Annotated in this window: 23 protein-coding genes; 16 read left to right on the top strand and 7 right to left on the bottom strand. The window is 65.0% G+C overall.

The window, feature by feature from the left end; genetic code table 11:
• Positions 1-18 precede the first annotated feature (18 nt).
• The 6 genes from A5691_RS05695 to A5691_RS05670 are packed head-to-tail and all read left to right on the top strand — an operon-like array spanning position 19 to position 7,883.
• Positions 19-1,281, top strand: a complete 1,263-nt coding sequence (locus A5691_RS05695) for an MCE family protein (RefSeq protein ID WP_067753290.1) — start codon at positions 19-21, stop codon at positions 1,279-1,281.
• Complete coding sequence (locus A5691_RS05690; RefSeq protein WP_067753297.1) at positions 1,278-2,300, top strand: MCE family protein; 1,023 nt, start codon at positions 1,278-1,280, stop codon at positions 2,298-2,300. The genes A5691_RS05695 and A5691_RS05690 overlap by 4 nt, the downstream gene beginning before the upstream one ends.
• Entirely contained in the window at positions 2,300-3,418 is a 1,119-nt protein-coding gene (locus A5691_RS05685) for an MCE family protein (protein WP_067753405.1), read from the top strand. Before A5691_RS05690 ends, A5691_RS05685 begins: the two co-directional genes overlap by 1 nt.
• Positions 3,415-4,830, top strand: coding sequence for an MCE family protein (locus A5691_RS05680; RefSeq protein ID WP_067753300.1), 1,416 nt, complete (start codon positions 3,415-3,417; stop codon positions 4,828-4,830). Before A5691_RS05685 ends, A5691_RS05680 begins: the two co-directional genes overlap by 4 nt.
• Positions 4,827-6,125, top strand: coding sequence for an MCE family protein (locus tag A5691_RS05675; RefSeq protein WP_067889768.1), 1,299 nt, complete (start codon positions 4,827-4,829; stop codon positions 6,123-6,125). Before A5691_RS05680 ends, A5691_RS05675 begins: the two co-directional genes overlap by 4 nt.
• A complete protein-coding gene (locus A5691_RS05670) occupies positions 6,126-7,883 on the top strand; it encodes an MCE family protein (protein ID WP_067889765.1) in 1,758 nt (585 codons plus the stop codon).
• 55 nt (positions 7,884-7,938) lie between these two features.
• Here A5691_RS05670 and A5691_RS05665 read toward each other — a convergent pair whose 3' ends face one another.
• From A5691_RS05665 to A5691_RS05655, 3 genes are all read right to left on the bottom strand, one after another.
• Positions 7,939-8,460: a hypothetical protein gene (locus A5691_RS05665; protein WP_067753308.1), complete on the bottom strand. Its 522-nt coding sequence runs from the start codon at positions 8,458-8,460 to the stop codon at positions 7,939-7,941.
• A 131-nt stretch (positions 8,461-8,591) separates the two neighbouring features.
• A complete protein-coding gene (locus A5691_RS05660; RefSeq protein WP_067784116.1) occupies positions 8,592-9,233 on the bottom strand; it encodes a hypothetical protein in 642 nt (213 codons plus the stop codon).
• Positions 9,230-9,982, bottom strand: coding sequence for a hypothetical protein (locus A5691_RS05655; protein WP_068016715.1), 753 nt, complete (start codon positions 9,980-9,982; stop codon positions 9,230-9,232). Before A5691_RS05655 ends, A5691_RS05660 begins: the two co-directional genes overlap by 4 nt.
• Before the next feature lie 266 nt (positions 9,983-10,248).
• On the opposite strand from A5691_RS05655, the gene A5691_RS05650 reads away from it, so the two are divergent.
• Positions 10,249-10,632: a hypothetical protein gene (locus tag A5691_RS05650; protein WP_197499169.1), complete on the top strand. Its 384-nt coding sequence runs from the start codon at positions 10,249-10,251 to the stop codon at positions 10,630-10,632.
• Between the two features lie 5 nt (positions 10,633-10,637).
• Here A5691_RS05650 and A5691_RS05645 read toward each other — a convergent pair whose 3' ends face one another.
• Positions 10,638-11,240: a TetR/AcrR family transcriptional regulator gene (locus A5691_RS05645; RefSeq protein WP_067753315.1), complete on the bottom strand. Its 603-nt coding sequence runs from the start codon at positions 11,238-11,240 to the stop codon at positions 10,638-10,640.
• A gap of 94 nt (positions 11,241-11,334) precedes the next feature.
• Here A5691_RS05645 and A5691_RS05640 point away from each other — a divergent pair, with 94 nt between their 5' ends.
• Genes A5691_RS05640 through A5691_RS05625 form a run of 4 tightly spaced genes read left to right on the top strand, consistent with a single transcriptional unit; the run spans position 11,335 to position 13,809 of the window.
• Complete coding sequence (locus A5691_RS05640; RefSeq protein WP_067753414.1) at positions 11,335-12,120, top strand: hypothetical protein; 786 nt, start codon at positions 11,335-11,337, stop codon at positions 12,118-12,120.
• Positions 12,117-12,929 (top strand): hypothetical protein, encoded by an 813-nt coding sequence (locus A5691_RS05635; RefSeq protein ID WP_067753318.1) that lies wholly within the window; start codon positions 12,117-12,119, stop codon positions 12,927-12,929. Before A5691_RS05640 ends, A5691_RS05635 begins: the two co-directional genes overlap by 4 nt.
• Positions 12,929-13,525: a cytochrome c oxidase subunit 3 family protein gene (locus A5691_RS05630; protein ID WP_067753321.1), complete on the top strand. Its 597-nt coding sequence runs from the start codon at positions 12,929-12,931 to the stop codon at positions 13,523-13,525. Before A5691_RS05635 ends, A5691_RS05630 begins: the two co-directional genes overlap by 1 nt.
• Positions 13,525-13,809, top strand: a complete 285-nt coding sequence (locus A5691_RS05625) for a cytochrome C oxidase subunit IV family protein (RefSeq protein ID WP_068016718.1) — start codon at positions 13,525-13,527, stop codon at positions 13,807-13,809. The genes A5691_RS05630 and A5691_RS05625 overlap by 1 nt, the downstream gene beginning before the upstream one ends.
• A gap of 1 nt (position 13,810) precedes the next feature.
• On the opposite strand, the gene A5691_RS05620 is transcribed toward A5691_RS05625, so the two are convergent.
• Positions 13,811-15,103: a cytochrome P450 gene (locus tag A5691_RS05620; RefSeq protein WP_067753324.1), complete on the bottom strand. Its 1,293-nt coding sequence runs from the start codon at positions 15,101-15,103 to the stop codon at positions 13,811-13,813.
• A 205-nt stretch (positions 15,104-15,308) separates the two neighbouring features.
• Between A5691_RS05620 and A5691_RS05615 the strand changes: the two genes are divergently transcribed.
• The gene (locus A5691_RS05615) at positions 15,309-16,019 is read left to right on the top strand and encodes a TetR/AcrR family transcriptional regulator (RefSeq protein WP_067753328.1); all 711 of its coding nucleotides are present in this window, start codon (positions 15,309-15,311) and stop codon (positions 16,017-16,019) included.
• Here the strand turns inward: A5691_RS05615 and A5691_RS05610 are convergent.
• Together A5691_RS05610 and A5691_RS05605 are read right to left on the bottom strand one after the other, a co-directional pair.
• The gene (locus A5691_RS05610; protein ID WP_082950159.1) at positions 15,935-16,318 is read right to left on the bottom strand and encodes a hypothetical protein; all 384 of its coding nucleotides are present in this window, start codon (positions 16,316-16,318) and stop codon (positions 15,935-15,937) included. The genes A5691_RS05615 and A5691_RS05610 overlap by 85 nt on opposite strands.
• 41 nt (positions 16,319-16,359) lie before the next feature.
• Positions 16,360-17,106: an enoyl-CoA hydratase/isomerase family protein gene (locus tag A5691_RS05605; protein WP_067753334.1), complete on the bottom strand. Its 747-nt coding sequence runs from the start codon at positions 17,104-17,106 to the stop codon at positions 16,360-16,362.
• A 114-nt stretch (positions 17,107-17,220) separates the two neighbouring features.
• On the opposite strand from A5691_RS05605, the gene A5691_RS05600 reads away from it, so the two are divergent.
• The 4 genes from A5691_RS05600 to A5691_RS05585 all read left to right on the top strand — a co-directional run bounded on the left by A5691_RS05600 (position 17,221) and on the right by A5691_RS05585 (position 20,984).
• On the top strand, positions 17,221-17,640 hold the full coding sequence (locus A5691_RS05600; RefSeq protein ID WP_369827084.1) for a lipoprotein LpqH: 420 nt from the start codon (positions 17,221-17,223) through the stop codon (positions 17,638-17,640).
• Between the two features lie 85 nt (positions 17,641-17,725).
• Complete coding sequence (locus A5691_RS05595) at positions 17,726-18,916, top strand: amidohydrolase family protein (RefSeq protein ID WP_067779271.1); 1,191 nt, start codon at positions 17,726-17,728, stop codon at positions 18,914-18,916.
• Positions 18,917-18,957: 41 nt separating this feature from the next.
• Entirely contained in the window at positions 18,958-20,361 is a 1,404-nt protein-coding gene (locus A5691_RS05590; RefSeq protein WP_068016721.1) for a FadD3 family acyl-CoA ligase, read from the top strand.
• On the top strand, positions 20,358-20,984 hold the full coding sequence (locus A5691_RS05585; protein WP_067753345.1) for a fatty-acid--CoA ligase: 627 nt from the start codon (positions 20,358-20,360) through the stop codon (positions 20,982-20,984). Before A5691_RS05590 ends, A5691_RS05585 begins: the two co-directional genes overlap by 4 nt.
• The last annotated feature ends 7 nt before the right edge of the window (positions 20,985-20,991 follow it).

Below are 20,991 nucleotides of genomic sequence, written 5' to 3'. Positions count from 1 at the left end.
AAAGGAGGTGGTACGGCAATGACGCAGAGTGTGCCAGCGGGTCGCGGCGCGGTCGCCGGCCGACCTGTGCGCACCGGCCATGCGCGTCCGCCGGCCGGAAGGCATTACCTGCCGCCCCTGATCGGGTTGGCCACGGTTCTCATCATTGGCTTGATTTTCGCCGTGGCGGTCGGTCTGTTTCAGGGCTCCTTCACCGAAACCGTGCCGGTGACGGTGATCTCGCAACGAGCCGGCCTTGTCATGAATCCCGACGCCAAGGTCAAGATGCGCGGCGTGCAGGTGGGCAAGGTCTCCTCGATCGAGCCGCTGCCCAACGGCGAGGCCGCCATTCATCTGGCGATGGACCCGTCGCAATTGCGCTTCATCCCCAGCAACGTGCTCGTCGACATCGCGTCGTCGACGGTGTTCGGCGCGAAGTCCGTCCAGCTGGTGGAGCCCGCCCAGCCCGCGGCCCAGCGTCTGCACGGGGGCCAGACGCTGCAAGGCCAGCACGTCATGGTCGAAATCAATACCGTGTTCCAGCAACTGGTTTCGGTGCTCAGCCACATCGACCCGCCCAAGCTCAACGAGTCACTGGGCGCCCTCGCCCAAGCGTTCAGCGGGCGGGGCCCACAGCTTGGTCAGTCGCTGAGCGACCTGGATTCGTTCCTGGCCAAACTGGAGCCGAGCCTGCCCGCGTTCCGTCATGACTTCTCGGTCTTACCGGCGGTAGCCAACGCCTATGCCGACGCGGCACCCGACCTGGTGAAGACCGCGGCCAACGCGACCCGAATCAGCAAGACGATTGTCGATGAGCAGCACAACCTTGATGCGTTGCTGATCAGCACGATCGGCTTGGCCGACATCGGCAACGACGTCCTGTCGACGAACCGCCAACCGCTGACGGACGTCATGCATCTGTTGGTGCCAACCACCGATCTGACCAATGAGTACAACCCCGCGCTTACCTGCGCTTTTGGCGGACTCGTACGCCTATCGCACGCGGCGCCACTGTCGGAACCCAGTATCAACATCTCGGCGAGTCTCGTCTGGGGTGCCGAACGTTATCGGTATCCGACGAACCTGCCCAAGGTTGCGGCGACGGGCGGTCCGCGCTGCGTGGGTCTGCCGTCGCTGCCGTTCAATACGAGTCCCCCGCAGCTGATTGCCGACATCGGCGCGGACCCGGTGGTGTACGGGAATCCGCAGCTGATGATCAATTCCGATCTGCTCAAACAGCTGCTGTACGGACCGATCGCCGGACCGCCGCGCAACTCTGCCCAGATCGGACAACCGGGATGAGAACACGCGCCACGCTGGTCAAATTCACGATCTTCGCGGTCGTGATGGCGACGCTGACCGCCTTCCTGTTCTTCATCTTCGGCCAGTACCGGACGGGTGCGACGAATGGGTATTCGGCGGTGTTCACCGATGTTTCGCGTCTCAAGCCGGGGCAGTCGGTGCGGGTCGCCGGGATCCGGGTCGGCACCGTCAACGGCGTCTCTCTGCAGCCGGACAAGAAAGTCGTGGTGAAGTTCGACGTCGACCGCAACATCGTCTTGACGGAGGGCTCCAGGGCGGCGGTCCGCTACCTGAACCTGGTGGGCGATCGCTACCTCGAACTCGTCGATGGCCCGGGCTCGACCAAGCGGCTGCCGGCCGGCGGGCAGATCCCGGTCAACCGGACGGCGCCAGCGCTAGACCTCGATCTGCTACTCGGTGGACTCAAACCCGTCACCCAAGGCCTGAATGCGCGCGACGTCAACGCGTTGACCGCGGGATTGTTACAAGTTTTCCAGGGGCAGGGCGGGACCCTCGACTCGCTGTTCGCCAAGACGACGTCGTTCTCAAACGCTCTGGCCGACAACGATCAAACCGTGCAGCAACTGATCGACAACCTCAACATCGTGATCGGCACGGTCTCCAAAGACGGCAAACAGTTCTCTGGCACGATCGATCGACTCGAGCAGCTTGTCAGCGGCCTGTCGAATGACCGCGACACGATCGGCTCCGCCATCGACGCCTTGGACAAGGGAACCGCGTCGTTGGCGGATCTGCTTGCCGAGGCCCGCCCGCCGCTGTCTGGCACAGTAGCTCAGCTGAATCGGCTGGCGCCGATTCTCGATAACGACAAGGACCGCCTCGACGGCGCACTTCAGAAGGCGCCGAAGAACTACCGCAAGCTGGTCCGGCTCGGCGTGAACGGCGCCACCATCCCGTACTACCTCTGCCAGTTCGGGATCCGCGGCACAGATCTTCAGGGCAAGACAGTGCGCGCCAACATCTATCGTTCAGATGCAGGAAGGTGCACGGAACCCTGATGCTCAAGTATCGCGGAGCTCAGCTCGTCAAGCCTGGCTTCATCGGCGTCATCCTGGCGGTGATGGTCATCCTGGTCGGCCTGTCACCCGACCGATTCATCCAATGGGCGACGATGGTCAGGTACCAGGCGCTGTTCACCGAAGCCGGCGGCCTAGCGAAGGGCAATCCGGTAATCGTGTCGGGGATTAAGGTCGGCACGGTGTCGGACGTGAAGCTGCGGCACGGCGACGCTCTCGTGACGTTCGCGATGAAGGGCAACGTCCTGCTCGGCTCGGAAACGTCCGCCCACATCCGCACGGGCACACTGCTCGGCGAGCGCATGCTGACGGTGGAGTCCGCCGGCACCGGCACGATGCACCCGATGGCTCTCATTCCCGTCTCGCGCACCTCTTCTCCGTACTCGCTGACGGAAGCGGTCAGCGACTTCACGTCGGATACGGCCGGCACCAACACCGCCGCGCTGAATCAATCGTTGGACACGCTGGCGGCAACGCTCGACCAGATCGCACCCCAAATGGGGCCGGCCTTCGACGCGCTCACCCGGCTATCGCGAACCCTCAACAGCCGTAACAAGAACCTGGGCGAGTTATTCAAAAGCGCCGGCGACGTCACCGGGATACTTTCCGAACGCAGCATGCAGGTCAACAAGCTCATCCTCAACTCCGATTCCCTGCTCCAGGTGCTGGTCGCACGCCGGCAAGAGATCGTGGACCTGCTGGCCAACACCTCGGCAGTGGCCAAGCAGCTGACGGCATTGGTGCACGACAACGAAAGCACCTTGGCGCCAACGCTGGAGAGGCTGAACAGGGTCCTCGCGGTCTTGGAAAAGAACCGCGACAACATCGGCAAAGCCCTTCCGGGCCTCGCCAAATTCCAGATCACGGTCGGTGAGGCCATCGCCGGTATGTACGCCTACCAGGCGTTCGTCCCGAACTTCCTTGTCCCGCAACTTTTCCAGGAGTTCTTCGACTACCTCTGGGGATTCCGCACCTTCGATACTTCAAAGGGTCCGGGCTTCCCGTCACCGGTACCTCGGGCGCTGACCCCCTGGCCGTACAACTCCATTCCGCAGTGCCCTGGCTGCACGTTGGGCGGACGGATCGGGGGATCACAATGACCTCCCGGATTCCGCGCAAGCGGCTGGCGGCCGTCACGGCGGTTGTCTTGGTCGGGCTGACAATTGCCGCCGCCGCCGTGCTCGTCCGTAATACGTTTTTCGGCCCACGAACGATCACCGCCTACTTCACCACCGCCACCGCGATCTATCCCCATGACGAGGTACGGGTCTCGGGCGTCAAAGTCGGCAGCATCAAGTCCATTGCGCCGCAAGGCACCCAGGCCAAGATGGTCCTCACGGTCGACCGCGGCGTGCCCATCCCGGCCGACGCGAAGGCCGTTATCGTCGCCCCGAATCTGGTGGCTGCCCGCTACGTCCAGCTCACGCCGGCTTACCGCGACAGTGGGCCGGTGATGCGCGACGGGGCGGTCATCCCGGTCGAACGGACCGCGGTGCCGGTTGAGTGGGACGAGGTCAAAACCCAGTTGATGCGGCTGGCAACGGATTTGGGTCCCAAGAGCGGGGTATCGGGCACGTCGGTGGGCCGATTCATCGACAGCGCCGCCAATGCGCTCGACGGCAACGGCGACAAGCTGCGCCAGACGCTCGGTCAATTGTCGGGCGTGGGCCGGATCCTCGCCAACGGCAGCGGCAACATCGTCGACATCATCAAAAACCTGCAGACCTTTGTCGGCGCCCTGCGCGACAGCAACGTCCAGCTCGTGCAGTTCAATGACCGCCTGGCCACGCTCACCAGTGTGGTCAATGACAGCAAATCCGAACTGGACGCGGCTCTGACCGATCTGTCGACGGCGGTCGGCGAGGTGCAGCGATTCATCGCCGGGACTCGCAACCAGACCAGCGAGCAAATCGCCAGGCTGGCCGATGTCACGCAGAACCTGGTCGATCACCACATGGCCCTGGAAAACATCCTGCACGCGGCGCCGAACGCGTTCGGCAACTTCTTCAACGACTACAACGCCGACACCGGAACCATCATCGGAGGATTCGGGCTCATGAATGCGGCGAATCCGACATGGGGCGGTCAGGTTCTGCTGTCCGTACCGGGCTGCACGCAAATCGGCGCCATCGAGAACATCACGGCGGTCGAATCCGGCAAGCTGTGCTCGCTGTTCCTCGGACCCGGACTGCGGCAGACCAACTGGAATAACTCGCCCATTCCCATCAACCCGTTCCTACACAAGTCGATTGACCCGTCCAAGGTTCTCTACACCGAACAGCGCCTGGCGCCCGGCGGCGAGGGTCCGAAACCCGGACCGCCCGAGATTCCGCCCGCGGTGTCGGCCTACACCGGGCTGCCGGGCGATCCGGTCGGCCCCCCGGGGGCGGTGCCGCCGGAGCGGATACCGGGCGCGGCGATGCCGCTGCCGCCCCCGCCTTCGACACCGCCACCACCGCCGGCGCCCAGCGTGTCGGGCATGCTGCTGCCAGACGGAGGGCCACAACAATGAGCGCACGGGTTGCGGCCAAGCGGGTATTCGCCACCGGCTGTTGCGTGGTGGTGACGGCCACGGGATGCGCATTTCACGGCCTGAATTCGCTACCGCTACCCGGCGCGGTCGGACGCGGGCCAGGGGCCAACATCTACCACGTCGAACTCCCGAATGTCGGTACGATGGAGTCGAATTCGCCGGTGATGATCGATGACGTCGTCGTCGGCAGTGTCGGTGCGATGAAGGTGCAAGGCTGGCACGCGGACGTCGAGATCTCGGTCAAGCGCGATGTGGTGGTCCCAGCCAATGTGGTGGCCACCGTCGGTCAGACGAGCCTGCTGGGCTCGATGCATGTGGAGCTCAATACTCCGCCGGGTCAGCAGGGAAGCGGACGGCTGCAGCCGGGCGCCACCATCCCGCTGAGTCGGTCATCGGCCTACCCGTCGACCGAGCAGACGCTGTCGTCGCTGGGCGCGGTCGTCAACGGCGGTGGACTGGGACAGATCGGGGAGGTCATCCACAACTTCTCGGCCGCCCTGTCCGGGCACGAGGGCGCCGTGCGTGATTTGATTACCCGCCTGGACACGTTCGTCGGGACTTTGGACGACCAGCGCGACGACATCGTCGCCTCCATCCAGGCGCTGAATCGGCTGTCGGCAACGTTCGCCGACCAACGCGACGTTCTTACCGATGCGCTGCGTAAAATACCGCCGGCGCTCGAGGTGTTGACCAGGGAGCGGCCTCGTCTGACGGCCGCGCTGGACCACCTCCGTGTGTTCAGCAACACCGCCAACAGACTGGTCAACGATGCCCAGGCCGATCTCGTCACGAACCTCAAAAACCTGGAGCCGACCATCAAGGCGCTCGCCGACGTCGGACCGGAGTTCGGCGCGGCCATCGCGGGGTCGTTCGTGTTCCCGTTCACGCAGAACTTTGTCGACCGAGCGGTCCGAGGCGACTTCTTCAACCTGCATTTCGACTTCGACCTGACGATTCCCCGGCTTAAGAGGGGCTTGTTGCTAGGCACCCACTGGGGACAGCTGGATATGCCCGAGCCGCCGGTGCCCGGGGACCCGTATCGCCTGAATTACACACTCGATCCGCTGCATAACCCGCTACGGCCGCCGTGGATCGATCCCGATGCCTTACCGCTGCCCCCGCCACCGCCGGGTGCGGTACCGGGACCGGGGCCGGGGCCGGGCAATTATGGACCGCTACCCGGACCTCCGCCGGCTGCGGCCTCGCCGCCCGACGCGGGTCCTGGTCAGACGCCGGCGCCCGCAGAGGCGCCTGGAACGGGAGCCGGTGGATAGATGCTGACGCGCTTCGTTCGGATCCAGCTGGCGATCTTCGCGATCGCCGGGACCATTGGCGTGATCGCGATGGTCCTGTTCTACATCCAAGCGCCGACGCTACTGGGCATCGGTCGGATGACGGTGACGCTGGAGCTGCCGGCCACCGGCGGCCTCTATCGGTTCTCCAACGTGACCTATCGTGGAGTTCAGCTCGGCAAGGTCACCGCCGTGGGTTTGACACCGACCGGCGCCAAAGCGACGCTGTCGCTTAGCACTTCACCCAAGGTCCCCGCGGACTTGACCGCCGAGGTGCTCAGTGTCTCCGCGGTGGGTGAACAGTACGTGGACCTTCGGCCCAGAAACGACTCGCCGCCCTACCTGCACGACGGCTCGGTTATTGCCATGCGCGACACGACAATTCCGCAACCGGTCGCCCCAATGCTCGAGCAGGTCAATGCGTTGGTCCAGAGCATCCCGAAGACCAAACTCGGCCAATTACTCGACGAGTCGTTCCAGGGCTTCAACGGTTCCGGTTACGACCTGGGGTCACTGCTCGACTCCTCACAGACGTTGTCCCGCGACGCCAACGGCGTGGTCGATCGCACCCGGGCCCTCACCGAAGACACCGGGCCGCTGCTGGACACCCAGGCGCGCACCCTCGATTCGATAAGAACGTGGGCGCGCAGCTTCGCGGGCATTTCGGATACGCTGGTGACCAACGATTCTCACTTCCGCACCATCCTGCAAACGGGTCCGGAGACTGCGAACGAAGCCTCCCGGCTTTTCGAACAAATCAAACCGACACTGCCGGTGTTGCTTGCCAACCTCACCACCATCGGCCAGATCGGCGTCACCTACCATCCCTCGCTCGAGCAGCTGCTCGTATTGCTTCCGTCGGGCGTCGCGATCGAGCAGGCCGCTGCGGGTGAGAACCACCCCGACGGTAGGGCTTACGGTGACTTCGCAGCCACGGTCGAGGATCCACCCATCTGCACGGTCGGCTTCATGCCGCCCAACACATGGCGATCCCCGGACGACCTCACCGACATGGACACACCGGACGGGTTGTATTGCAAACTCCCGCAGGATTCACCGATCGCGGTTCGCGGCGCCCGCAACTACCCCTGCATGGGTCACCCGGGTAAGCGGGCGCCGACCGTCGAAATCTGTAACAGCGACAAGCCGTTCATGCCGCTGGCGATGCGCCAGCACGCCCTCGGTCCCTATCCGCTGGATCCGAATCTACTAGCCCAGGGCGTCCCGCCCGATGACCGGATCACCACCAACGACAGGATTTTCGGCCCAGTCGAGGGAACGCCGCTGCCGCCTGGGGCGGTGCCGCGCGGCGCACCCGCGGGGCCCCGGGGTGAAAATCCCCCACCGGGCACGGTGGGAGCTGCTGTACCGCCCATGCCTTCGTCCGGACCCCCTGCGCTGGCGCCCATGTCGAGAATGTCGGCGGACCTTCCGCCCTTCGCGCCACTCGACGTCCCTGCGCCGGGAGAGCTTCCCGCACCGCCCGCTGCGCCGGCACCGCCGCCGGCCCCACCCGTTCCTTCCGATTCGGCACCTGCAGACACAGCTGGCGGCGGAGGACCCCAGGCTGCGCCAAGCTCGTTCGGAGCCAACGCATCCAAACCCGCGCCCTCGGTCGTGGTGGCAAAGTACGATCCGCGCACCGGTCGTTATGTCGGCCCGGATGGGAAGCTGTATCAGCAGTCGGACCTCGTTGCTCCGAAAGCGCCCAGGACGTGGAAGGACATGCTTCCCACCTGAATTCGCCCCGACATGAAGCGGTCGGCAGGGCTGGCCTGCGGCTACGACCGCCCGGTCAGGAGAGCTGGTCCAGGCGCAACGGCATCGTGATATCAAGCCAATTGTTCTGCCCGCAGGCGCCGCTTGGGCCGACGGTCTTGTCCTTGCCCGAGAAGACGCGCGACCCGAGTTGGAATCCACCATTGTCATTCACCGGGTAGAAAAAGAAGGCCTGCATCCCGGGGAACGCGGTACCGTCTTCGCACCGCTCCCAGTTCGGCACTTCGCGTTTCACCTTCCACATCTGGCCATCGTTCATATACATGGGCGCGCTCCAACCCTGGTCGCTCGTGACCGTGCCATGGCACTCCTGGGTGGTTTCGCACGTCGAGTTGATGGTCCATACTTGGTAGACCGTCGGTTCGCCGAAGTACTGGTCATTTCTCTGGGCCCAGTCGCCGATGGACGTGGCACGGTAAGTCCCATTGATCGCCACGTCTTCCTTGGTTATAGCCTTGGCCGTGGGCGCAGTGCTCAGACCGCCGAAGGCGGTGAGAGCCACCAGCGTTGCAGTGCTGAGTGTTTTGGCTGGACGCATCGGCTGCTCCTCGAACCGGGTAATCCGAGAGTGCCTGTGGCACCTTTTCGCCGTCGGTTGCGGCGCTCTTGAGCGATGACGTTACACCGCTTCGGGCCGCCGGTTAACGGTTAGGGCAAGATCAGCCGCGCTCATCCGGAGGGGTCGAATTTCGCGATCAGCCAGGAGCCGTTGACTTTCCACAGCGTGACCAGGACGCTGCTCTGCGTGTTCTCAGGATCCTTCTTTTGCTCGCTTTTCGTCGTCTGGTCGACGAAAACCAGCACGACGGCCGAATCGGGATGCAATTCCGAGATTGCGGCCCGAATCACCTTGGCAGAGGCCGTCAGCTGTCCCTTCTGCGCCGTCGGCGCGACGACATCGTCGCTGAATTTGCTGTAATACCTCAGAAGGTCACCGGTGAGATGTGACTTCGCGTTGGTGAAATCGCGGTTCAAATGGTCATAGGAATACGACAACACCGCCACGGCGCCATCTGACGCCGCCTGGATCGCCCGGTGCGCCGCCACATCGTCGACCTGCTGATCCGGCCGGTACACGATGAAGTACACGCCGCCAGCGACTCCCAGTGCGGCAATAACCAACGTTGTCGCGACGATCGAACGCCACCTCGCCGCATACCGGCGGCCCCGGCGCCCGATCTCCGCCAGCCGGTGCAAGCGCGCCGGTCCCACTCCAGCGCGCGCCAGTCCGTCCTCGCCGTCGGGCGAAGTATGGGCGCCGTCAATCGCCTTTCCGGTCCCGTCCGGCGGCGAGCCGGGTTCGACAGTCATCGCACGAATTCAACTTTCGACATCTTGAGCTGGCCGCCGTCGCGGTCCATATTGACGCTGAGCCGAAACAGGGCGGGCGGCGGTTTGGCGGTATCTGGCCCAATGGGATCGGTTTTCGCCGCCACAAGCACGACTCCGGAATTGTCGCTAAACGACTGGACGGCGACGGCTTCGATGGTGACCTTGGCGCCGACCTTAGTCTCCTCGGCCCTCTTGACCATCAGGGGCGACAGCACGGAGAGCTGGTCCTTCTGGTCGCCCGTGGAGGCATCGATGGCGCGCTGGACACTCTCCTTGGCGTGATCGGGGTCAATCGACATGAAGGCCTTAATCCCTTGCCGGGCGGCTGCACTGAACTCCGCGGCGAGTTGGCGATTATGCAACGCGGTGTGATGCTGCCACAGCATGTAGCCGCTCGCGGCGAGAGAAGTGGAGAAGAGAACGATGCCGATGCCGGCGGCTACAGTCTTCCGCCCTGGGCGCCGTAGCCACCGTGGCCGCCTGGGTCGTCGCGGCAAACGTAGCCGTTTCCGCGTGGACGTCGCGGATCGCTGCTCGACGTCGTGGGCGTCGTCCCCCGCGTCCTCGGTTTCGGCTGCCCCGCGCAGGCTCTCCAGGCGCGCCCGAGCCGCCGCGGCGCGCGCTTCAGCCTTGGCAACTTCGTCTTCTTCCGGATGCTCTCCGGATGCGGCCGCTACGTCGCCGCTCTCAGCCCCTGCGTTTGACCGCGGTTCGTCGGGATCGGTCATATCCCTCGGGTCACCACAATCGTCGGTGTCGGGTCCCACCGGATCGTGCACGGGGAGGAAGCTTATCACTCCGACCTGGGGTCAACGCCTTCACCGGACGGCTGGGTTGTGCCCCTGACATGCGGAACTGCTCCCCCCGGGAGGCGCGCGGAGCGGCGTTCGAGACGGCCTGGCGCCCACCCCCGGTTGCCCGAAGTGATCTTCTCCAAGCAGGAGAATTTTCTTTTCGGGTGTGGCAAAGTAATTGGGTGCGATTCATCGTGGCGATGGCAGCCGCGTTGGTCGGCGCCGGCCTGCTGGCGGCGCCGCCATCCTTCGCGGGGCCGACGGTCTGCGACTACCCCGCCTGCACCCCGGGGATCATGCCGCATCAGGTTCTAGGTGCGCCGTGTGACAACACCTCCTATTACGCCTTCGGCGTCGCCGACGGTTATGTCTCGTTCGCCTCGGAGCCCGGACGCTTGATGTTCTGCGGCTCGCCGAGGAGGTACCAGCCGCGTTGGTTCCGCTCACCTCCGATGGCGGGGGTCAAGGAGGAGAACGCAAACTGCCAGAACTACCTGAACTACGTCGCGCAGGCACCTGACGGTTTGTTCCTGATTTGTATTGCTCACGACGGCATAGCCAGTTGGGTCCGCGCTGACACGTAGCCGCGTCAGCCGCGGCCTTCCCGTGGCAGACCCAGCAGGCGTCGGCTCAAATCGGTGACCCGGTCGAGCAATGTGTCGTCGTCGATGTCGGCGACCAGCGGATGCATGACGGCGGTGCTGAGCGCGCCGGAGAACATGGCCGCTTCGATCCGTCCGTCCAGACCGGCATCGCTGAGCAGCACCCGGTACAGGCGGTCCATGAAGAGCTGAAACGGCTTGTGTTCGGCCAGCAATCGGACTACGACGGGATCGAATTGCAGCGTGCGCACCAGCCGGCGGTCACGGACGGCCATCTCAATCACGCGGACCAGCAAGGCATCTCGCGCTTGCGGGCCGTCGTCGTACGCTTCGGCCTCCTCGAGTGCCGGCTCGAGCCGGCCGAGCTCGCGCTCGGTCACGGCGATGACGATCTGCTCTTTGGTCCGGAACTGATGGTAGACAGCAGCTTTCGTGATGCCGACGGCGTCGGCGATCATCTGCAGCGACGTGCCGCTGACACCGTGCATAGCGAACAGATCCAGCGCGGCATCGAGTACCCGCGTCCGGGCCGGGCTGTGCTCGATCAGCCAGAATTGCTCGCCGGTGAGGTGTTGCCGCGCTGTTCCCACGCACCGAGACTAGACGATGCCCTTGACCGAAGCTAGCCGATCGGCTAGCTTCGCTGACGAGCCGTGTGTGTAGCCGATTTCGGGAGGGGTGCAGATGTCCGACGCCGACGGGGGCGATGCACCGGGCCGGGGGAGGACGCGGGCCGCGCAGCGGCGGACCGACGGTGAGCTGATCCTGCTGTGGACTCTGCCCGCGGCCCTGATCCTGTGGATCACCTCGTTCCTTCTCTTCCCGGGTTTCAACCCGCCGATGTCACCGTCGATGTCCGCGGAACAGGTCGCCGCGTTCTATCGCGATCCGGCCCACCTGCCGGAGATCCGGTACAGCATGATCGTGTTCAACTGGTTCGGCGTATGCCTGATCCCGATCCTGGCCCTGATCGTGCTGCAGATCCGCCGGATGGCGCACCGGACGCCGATCTTCTCCTACGCGATGCTGGGTTGTGCGGCCGGCGGCCCGACCCTCTTCCTCGTCGCCAACGTCTGCTGGTTACTGGCCGCCTTTCGTCCGGAACGCAGCCCCGGGCTGACCCAGCTGCTCAACGACTTCGGCTGGATCACCTTCACGATCCTGGTTCCTTTCCTGATCGGCCAGAGCGTGATCCTCGCCCTGGCAATCTATTTCGATGATCAGCCGCGCCCGGTCTTCGGTCGCTGGGTGGCTTACTTCAACCTTCTGGTGGCAGCCGCATTGGTCCCCGCCGCGTTCGTCGGCGTCTCGTTGACCGGGCCGCTGGCGTGGGACGGCTTCCTGTCGTTCTGGGTGAAAAACGCTGCGATCGCCGTCTGGATCGTCGTGATGGGCGTTGTCCTGGCGCGTGCCCTATATCGCGAGCGCGCCGAGAACCACGGGCCCGCAGGCGAATTGGTTGGCGCATGAGCGCGGTGATCACACCGCCGACTTCCCCGGCCCCACCCCCCGCGGGCTCGCTGCCCGAGCGAATCCGCTGGCACATCAGGCATAACCCCAAGCGAGAACTGTGGTTGGCGTGGGGGGCCCTGATGGTGTTCTACACCATCTTTTTCCCGATGTTCTTCATCGTGGCGCAGGTCCAGCCCCCGCCGGAGCCCACCTGGGATCTCGCCACGCAGGCGCACTGGTTCTCCGAGCGCCATCTTGGGATACCGGTCGGCTTCGGCATCATCTTCGCGATCAGCGGCATGATCGCGTTCAACAATGCGATCATCGCGTACTCGATGCGGCGCATGTCGGTCAGCCGCGCCTTCGCGTATTCATATCTGCTCATCTATTCGCTCAGCGCTGTTCCCGGCATGCTGCTGCTCAACATCGCGCTGATCGTCGGCACCCTGCGACCCGAGCGCGACCCCGAGGCGATCGGCTGGCTGTACGACTTCGCCTTCTTGTCCTTCGACGGCACCATGGGGGTGTTCCTGATCGGCTCGCTGATCTGGATGGTCGCCATCCTGCTCGACAAGAATCGGGTGTTCCCCAAGTGGTTCGGGTATTTGAACCTGTGCAACGCGCTGACCGAGGTGGTGGTGGCACCGTGCTGGATCTTCCGGCGCGGCGTGTTCGCGTGGGACGGCGAGATTGCCTGGTGGCTGGACATGGTCGTATTCGGCGTCTACCAAGTCACTTTCATCGTGATGCTATTTCAAATGATCCGCCGCGAAGACTTCGGTACCGGACCACTGCCCAAGCTGCCGGCAAAAGAGGCAGCTGCCTGATGACCGAGGTGGCCGACGAGAACCAACGATCCAGATTCGTGCCCGGTCAACCCGACATGTGGGCCTTCGTGCTGTTCGAGACACTGGTCTTCACAGCGTATTTCGGCTTCTATCTGTTCTCCCGGGCTCGCGATCCCGAGCTGTTTCTGCAGTCGCAGGCGCACCTCGACCTGCGCATCGGGGTATTCAACACCCTTGTCCTGCTCCTGAGCTCGTGGTCGGTGGCGCGGTGTGTCCAGTCCGCCCGCGCCGGCGCCTACCCGGCGGCACTGCGGGACGCGTTCATCACGGCGGGGTTCGCGGTGGTCTTCCTGCTCGGCAAGGTCTTCGAGTGGGCCCGACTGGTCGGCACGGGTAACGGTTTGGGCAGCAACGATTTTTTCACCTATTATTTCTTCCTCACCGGCATCCACTTCGTACACCTGCTGATCGGTTTCGTCGCCCTCGGCGTCATCGTCTACCAACTTCGCGGGAAGGCGCGAAAAGCCCACGAAACGCGGGAATCTCAGCAGCTCGTCGAAACCTGCGCGACCTACTGGCACACCGTCGATTTCCTGTGGGTACTCATCTTCGCGTTGCTGTATGTGGTGAGGTGATCGGAATCAAATTCAACAAACGGCTGCTGGTGGTGTGGCTGATCCTGGCGTCGCTGACGCTGACCTATCTGTGGCTAGACCATTCCGCGGGCGGATCGCTGAGATCCAGCGCGGTGGTCACGTCGAGCGTCATCGTGATCGCACTTGTCAAGGTGCGCATCATTTTTCGAGAGTTCATGGAGGTGCGCAACGCTCCCGTGCTGCTGTGCCGGCTTATGGACGCGTGGGTGCTGCTGATGGGCGTCGCCCTGCTCAGCTGTTACTTCGTCGGCTTGTACCTCTGATTCAGCCCGCGACCGCGACCGCGTCCGCGGTGGTGAACGTGAGGTGGAGTTCGCTCAGGCCGCGCAGGATGTACGTCGGCTCGTAGGTGTAGCGACGCTCGGCGGCCGGGCCGTGATGGGCTTCGTCGATCTCGATGTGCGGCATCCGGTCCAGGATGCGTTCGATCGAAACGCGGCCCTCGACTCGGGCGAGCGGACCGCCCGGACAGGAGTGGACACCCCGGGCGAACGCCATGTGCTCGCGAACGTTCTTGCGGCGCAGGTCGAATTCGTGCGGGTTGGAGAACCGACGCGGGTCGCGGTTCGCGGCGCCCGGCAGGATCATCACCACCGTGCCGGCGGGGATGTCGACACCCCCGACGGTGGTGGCCTTGCGGGCCAGCCGCGAGTCGCTCTTGACGGGGCTGTCCATCCGTAACGATTCCTCGATGAACCCCGGGATCAGGCTGCGGTCCTCGCGCAGCTCCTGCTGGATGTCCGGTCGGTCACCGAGCACCTGAAGTGCCGCGCTGAGCAGCTTGGCCGTCGTCTCCTGGCCCGCGGCGAACAGGAACGTCGCCGAGCGGACCACCTCGATCACCGGGGGCGTCGACCCGTCCGGATACTTCGCCGAGGCGAGCGAGGTCAACACGTCGTTACGCGGCTCGCGCCGCCGGTCCTCGATGTAGTTGCAGAACTTGTCGTCGAGCCACTCCAGCGGGTTGATGCCGACCGACTCGTGGTCGAGGGCGCCCACTCGACCGGGCCTATCGGCACCGAGGACTGAGCGGAACTCCTTGTGGTCTTCCTCGGGCACGCCGAGCAGGTCGGCGATCACCAAGGTGGCGAACGGCTTTGAGTATTCGGCGATGAACTCGCACTCGCCGTTCTGCAGGAACTCGTCGAGCTGCCGGTCGGCCAGGCGCCACATGAACTCCTCGTTGTGCTTCAGCCGGCTGGGGGTCAGCAGCTTGGCCAGCACGGACCGGGCCTTGGTGTGGTCCGGCGGATCCATGGTGACCATGTGCTCGAACATGGGGAAGGAGCTGCGGTGCGCATCGATCTGGGCGCTGATGTCGTCGCCTTCGGGCGTGAACGGCAGCGGCGGGAACGGGCCGCCCAGCGCGACGATGTTGGAGAACGTGTCGGGATCCTTGTAGATCTCGCAGGCTTCGTCGTAGCCCGTAACCGCGACGACGCCATAGTGCGGCAGCCGCAACACCGGGTTCTGGCTGCGCAGGTAATCGAAGTAGGGGTGCGGATCGGGCACCAGAGACGGGTCGGTGAAGAAGTCGATCGACTCGTAATCGCTCATCGGATTGCGTCTCCCTGGCTTGGATTACCGGCTGTGTTCGGCGGCAGGGGCATGGGGCCGCGCGATCTCGAAACCGAAATGTGCTGAGCACCTGCTTAGCATGGCGGTAATGTCAGGGTCAAGATCGCAACGCCGGGGCAGAGCGATGACCTGGCTACGATTTGACTAGGTCGACACCGGAATCTCGAGAGCATGGAGTGACGGCATGACATCTGCTTCTGCGGCCCGCCGGATCGGGGCGCCGGACGCGAAGAATCGCGGCCTGCTGCTCGACGCGGCCGAGCAGCTGATGCTCGAAGAGGGCTATGCCGCCGTGACGTCACGCCGCCTCGCGAACAAGGCGGGGCTGAAACCGCAGTTGGTGCACTACTACTTCCGCACCATGGAGGAGCTGTTTCTGGAGGTCTTCCGCCGCCGCGCCGACGAAGGACTGCAGGCGCAGGCCCAGCTGCTGCAATCGCCGCAACCCTTGTGGGCGCTCTGGCGGTTCGGCACCGATCCGGGCTTCACCCGGATTTCGATGGAATTCATGGCGTTGGCCAATCATCGCAAGGACATGCGGGCCGAAATCGCCTACTACGCCGAACGTTTCCGCGAGGAGCAGCGCAAAGCGGTGGCCGCCGCGTTGCAGCGTTACGGCGCGGGCAACGAGGACGTGCCGGCGGTGGTCTGGACGGTGTTGATGACCAGTTTGTCGCGCATGCTGGTGCTCGAGCAGGCGATCGGCATGTCCGGCGGTCACGCCGAGACCGTGGAGTTGGTCGAGCAATACCTGCGTCGCCTAGAGGGCGAGCCGCGACCGATCGAGGATGTCCCGCCGACCTGGGTAGTTCACCAGTTGCGCAGCGAGCAGAGCACGCCTTTGGGGCCGTCCTTGGACACGACGACGGCTCCGTCCACCGCCAGATCACAGTGAAGCCCCGGCGTGCCGGGCTCGGTGCCCGTGCTCGCCACGACCATCGCGTAGTCATCGGGGTTGGACATGTCCAGGTCGAAGCTCCACGGTTTGCCCGGGCCGAGATCGACATCGACGTGCGGCGTGAAGGAGTAGGGGTTGTGGCTGTAGTCGGAGAACTTCTCCGGCTGGTGGTCCAGGTAGTAGATGTCGGTGTAGATCGGATTCTGCGCGGTGACGGTGTACTTGACGTGGTGCATCGCCGGGTCGGCGACGGCGTGCGCGGCGCTCACGACCGAACCGGTCGCACCAACCAGCAACGCCGACAGGGTCGCTGCGCCCACGCCCAATCGTCTGTCCGTCATCTCGCTCCTCCAGCCGCCCGTCCCGCACTCGTGGTGCGGTTCATGACTCGCTCCGCGGCCCGCCAGTGTGCGTCGGCGACCCACAGCCGCGCAAAGGATGCTATCGCTTCGTCGGCCGAAACCCCGCTGATTACGCGCTTTATCTCGGTCGCCGGGTGCCGGGCCAACGACCTGGCGACGGATTGCCATCCCGCGTCGAACTCCGCGCGCGGCAGCACCCGATCGACCAGGCCGACTCGTTGCGCCTCGGCCGCCGTGAGGGCGGTTCCGGTGCCGGCCAGCAACAGCGCCCTGCTCTTGCCGACGAGCGCGGCCAGCCGCTCGGCGCCGCCCCAGGCCGGCATGATCTCCAGCTCCACCTGGTTGAAGGCGATCTTGACGTCGTCGGCCGCCAGCCGGATGTCGGCCGCGACCGCGACTTCGGCGCCGCCGCCGAAGGCGTGGCCATTCAGCGCGGCGATCACCGGCGCCGGGAAGCTGGCCAATTGGTCGCATATCGCTCGCATCCGCTTGGCCATCGCCGCGGCATCCTCTTCCGTCCGCAGTGCGCGCAACTCCTTGAGGTCGCCGCCGGATACGAAGGCCCGATCACCCGCGCCCTTGATCACCAGGGCTTTGGCGCCCGCCGCCGCGTCGAGCGCCTTCTCCAGCTGCTGCATGGTGTCCAGCGCGATGGCATTGCGCGCTTGCGGGCGATCGATGGTCAGCACCGCCAACCCGTCGTCGATCTCCAGGTCCACCATGCGTCATTCGCTCCTCGGATGAAAATGCACGATATTGGCATTCTCTCGGTGCGAGAATAACATCGTCGTCGCAGGCCGAAGGGCTATCGTCAACGAAGACAGGGGTGCTCGGTGCTGGATCGAAGCGTGGCCACGGTCGCGGCGGCACTGGCCGTCGCCGCAGTTGCGGGTTGCGCGTCGCGACCGTCGACCCAGATCTCCAGCACCGCCTCGGTGACGGTCGACGGTAACGACCGGACCTTCCACATCGTGAAGTGCGGCCAGTTGCAGTGGACCCGGACGATCGACATCGGCGGCAACTTCGCCGGCGCCAAGATCGTCATCGACGAAAACGCGCAACCCGCGTCCGCCGAGTCCGTCCGCATCCAGAACCTGGGCGGGTTCAGCGGGATGTACTCCCGGGGCGACGGCGGCAACGCCGACCTGAGCGTTACCGGTGACAAGTTCACCGTCAGCGGCACCGCCAACGGCTACAAGACCGACAAACCCGGTGAGCCGGCCACCGCGACGTTCAAAATCGTCGTCACCTGCTGACCGCTCGGAACCGCAATCGGCGGGCGGCGTTGCGATTCGACGCCCGTAGAGAATAGTATTCTCGTAAATCAAGAAGGAGGATTCCATGGGCCAGTTGTCGCATCGTGAAGACGTCCCGTTCCCGATCTTTGACGCGGACAACCACCTCTACGAGCCGCCGGAGGCGCTGACCAAATACCTGCCCAAGGCGTACCAGGACTACGTCCAGTACGTGCAGGTCAACGGGCGGACGAAGATCGCGATCCGCGGCCACATCAGCAACTACATCCCCAACCCGACCTTCGAGGTCGTCGCCCGGCCGGGCGCCTGGGAGGAGTACTTCAAGTACGGCAACCCGGAGGGCAAATCCAAGCGCGAACTGTTCGGCGAGCCGATGCGCGCGATTCCGGCGTTCTTCGAACCCGGCCCGCGGCTGGAGAAGATGAACGAGCTGGGTCTGGACCGCACCCTGATGTTCCCGACGCTGGCCAGCCTGCTCGAGGAGCGGCTGCGCGACGACCCGGTCGCCATCCACGTCCTGGTCCACGCGCTGAACGAGTGGCTCGACGACGTCTGGGGGTTCAACTACCAGAACCGCATCTTCACCACGCCGGTCATCACCCTGCCGATCGTCGAGAAGGCGATCGAGGAGCTGGAATGGGCGGTCAAGCGCGGTGCCCGCTGCATTCTGGTGCGCCCGGCTCCGGTCCCCGGCTTCCGCGGCCCCCGGTCGTTCGCCCTGCCGGAGTTCGACCCGTTCTGGGAGCGCGTCGTCGAGCACGACGTCCTGGTCGGCATGCATTCCAGCGACAGCGGCTACTCCCGCTACACCTCCGAGTGGGACGGGGCCGAACAGGAAATGCTGCCGTTCCAGACCAACGCGATGGGCATCCTCAACGAGTGGCGGCCGATCCAGGATGCGGTGGGCTCGTGGGTGATCCACGGCGCGCTCTATCGCCACCCCAAGCTGAAGGTCGCGATCGTCGAGGCGGGTTCGAAGTGGATGACCCCGCTGCTCGACGGCCTCGCCGAGGTCTTCCGCAAGGCGCCGGAGGCGTTCCCGAGCGACCCCGTCGAGATGGTCAAGAACCGGATCCACGTCAGCCCGTTCTTCGAGGACGGCATCGACGACCTGATCAGCCTCGTCGGGGTGGATCAGGTGCTGTACGGCTCGGACTGGCCGCACCCGGAGGGGCTTGCGGAGCCGACGTTCTACGTCAACGCGCTGTCGCACCTGTCCGTCGACGACCAGGCGAAGATCATGGGTGGCAACCTCGGTCGGCTCGTCACGGTGTGACTGGCGCGCCGGCCGGCCAGCATTGGGAGACCATCCCCGCGATGGTCTCGAGCGCGGCGGACCGCTTCGGCGACTCGGAAGCGGTCGTCGACGGTCCGCTGCGCTTCACCTTCACCGAGATCGTCGACAGAATCCGTTGCGCAGCAGGCGCTTTCGCCGAGCTGGGCGTCGACAAGGGCGATCGTGTCGCGGTCTGGGCGCCGAATTCCGCGGAATGGATCATCGCGGCCTTCGGGCTGCTCACCGCGGGCGGTGTGCTGGTGCCGGTCAACACTCGGTTCAAGCCGGACGAAGCGGGCGACATCATCGCCCGCAGCAAGGTCAAGGCCGTCCTGGTCCAGAAGGGCTTTCTGGGCCAGGACTACACCGCGCCCGCGGGGACGCCCGTCATCGACCTGAAGTCCGACTTCCTCGCCAGCGGTGCACCGTTCGAGCGGGCGGTGAACGGCAGCGACATCGCCGACATCATCTTCACCTCGGGCACGACCGGCCGCCCGAAGGGCGCCATGATGAACCATCGGCAGACGCTGCGGATGTACGAGGAATGGGCGACGCTCGCGGATCTGCGCCAGGGTGATCGTTACTTGCAGATCAACCCCTACTTCCACACCTTTGGCCTCAAGGCCGGGCTGATCACGTCATTCCTGCGGGGCGCGACGATGCTGCCGGTGCCGGTGTTCGACGTCGACGCCGTGGTGGAATTGATTGCCCGCGAACGGATCACGATGCTTCCCGGGCCGCCGACGCTCTACCACTCGCTGCTGACCGTCGCCGACAAGTCCAAGCTGTCGACCCTGCGCGCCGGCGTGACCGGCGCCGCCGACATCCCCGTCGAGCTGGTCCGTCGCATCCATGACGAATTGCCGTTCCAGACGCTGATGACCGGATACGGCCTCACCGAGGCGGGCAACGTCACGCTGTCCCTGCCCGGGGATTCGTTCGAGGACGTCGCCACCACCGCGGGTGTGCCCTGCGACGGGGTCGAGGTGCGCATCGCCGGCGATGGCGAGGTGCTGGTCCGCGGCTACGGCGTCATGCAGGGATACCTCGACGACCCGGCGGGCACCGCCGAGGCGATCGATCCGGACGGGTGGTTGCACACCGGCGATTTGGGCCGCCTCGATGCGGCGGGCCGGCTGCGGATCGACGGGCGCAAGAAGGACATGTTCATCGTGGGCGGGTTCAACGCCTACCCGGCGGAGATCGAGGGCTACCTGCTGGAGCACCCGGCGGTGGCGCAGGCCGCCGTGATCGGGGTTCCCGACGATCGCCTGGGCCAGGTCGGCAAGGCCTTCGTGGTGGCGAAAACCCAGGTTTCCGAGGATGACCTGTTGATATGGTGCCGGGAGCGGATGGCTGGTTTCAAAGCGCCGAGATCCATCGCGTTTCTCGACGAGCTGCCGCTCAATGCGACCGGGAAAGTTATGAAGGATCAACTTCGTTGAGCGACGGCGACATTCATTCGATGGTCATCGCGTCGGACTATCGTGTTCCCGACCCCAGCCGGGTATGGCCGCTGCTCGAGCGCAGGAAGGCGGCCCTTGCCGATATCGGCGCCCACCACGTCCTGGTCTACACCTCGACGCATGACTACGGCCGGGTGCTGGTGATGATCGGAGTCCACAGTCGCGAGCCGATCGTCGAGTTGCTGCGCTCGCGCGTGTTCTTCGAGTGGTTCGACGCGGCCGGCGTCGACGACATTCCCGCGGTCTTCGCCGGCGAGATCGTGGACAGGTTCGTCCCGGAGGCCCCGGCGACTCCGGAGGCGCCCGGCGTCGTGGTCGCCGCCATCGCCTCCGTCCACGACGTGTCGGCGCTCACCGCCGAAGTCGCCTCGGCCAGGGACAGATTCGTCGCGGCCGGCATCCGCAAGACCTGGATCTTCCAGGCCTTCGACGACGAGCACGAGGTGCTGATCATGTCGGAGTTGCCCGACGAGGAGAGCGCGCGGCGGTGGATCGAGCACCCCGACGCGGCGGCCGAGTGGATGAGCGGCGCCGGGGTGGGCCCCTACCCGCCGGTTTTCGTCGGGCGATTCTCCAACATGATGCGCATCGAGGCGGACTGAGCGGTCC

The organism is Mycobacterium sp. E183 (genome assembly GCF_001667735.1).
In the GTDB taxonomy this organism is placed as follows: domain Bacteria; phylum Actinomycetota; class Actinomycetes; order Mycobacteriales; family Mycobacteriaceae; genus Mycobacterium.
The sequence above is the reverse complement of the archived record's forward strand: the minus strand, read 5'-3'. Positions and strand labels throughout refer to the sequence as shown.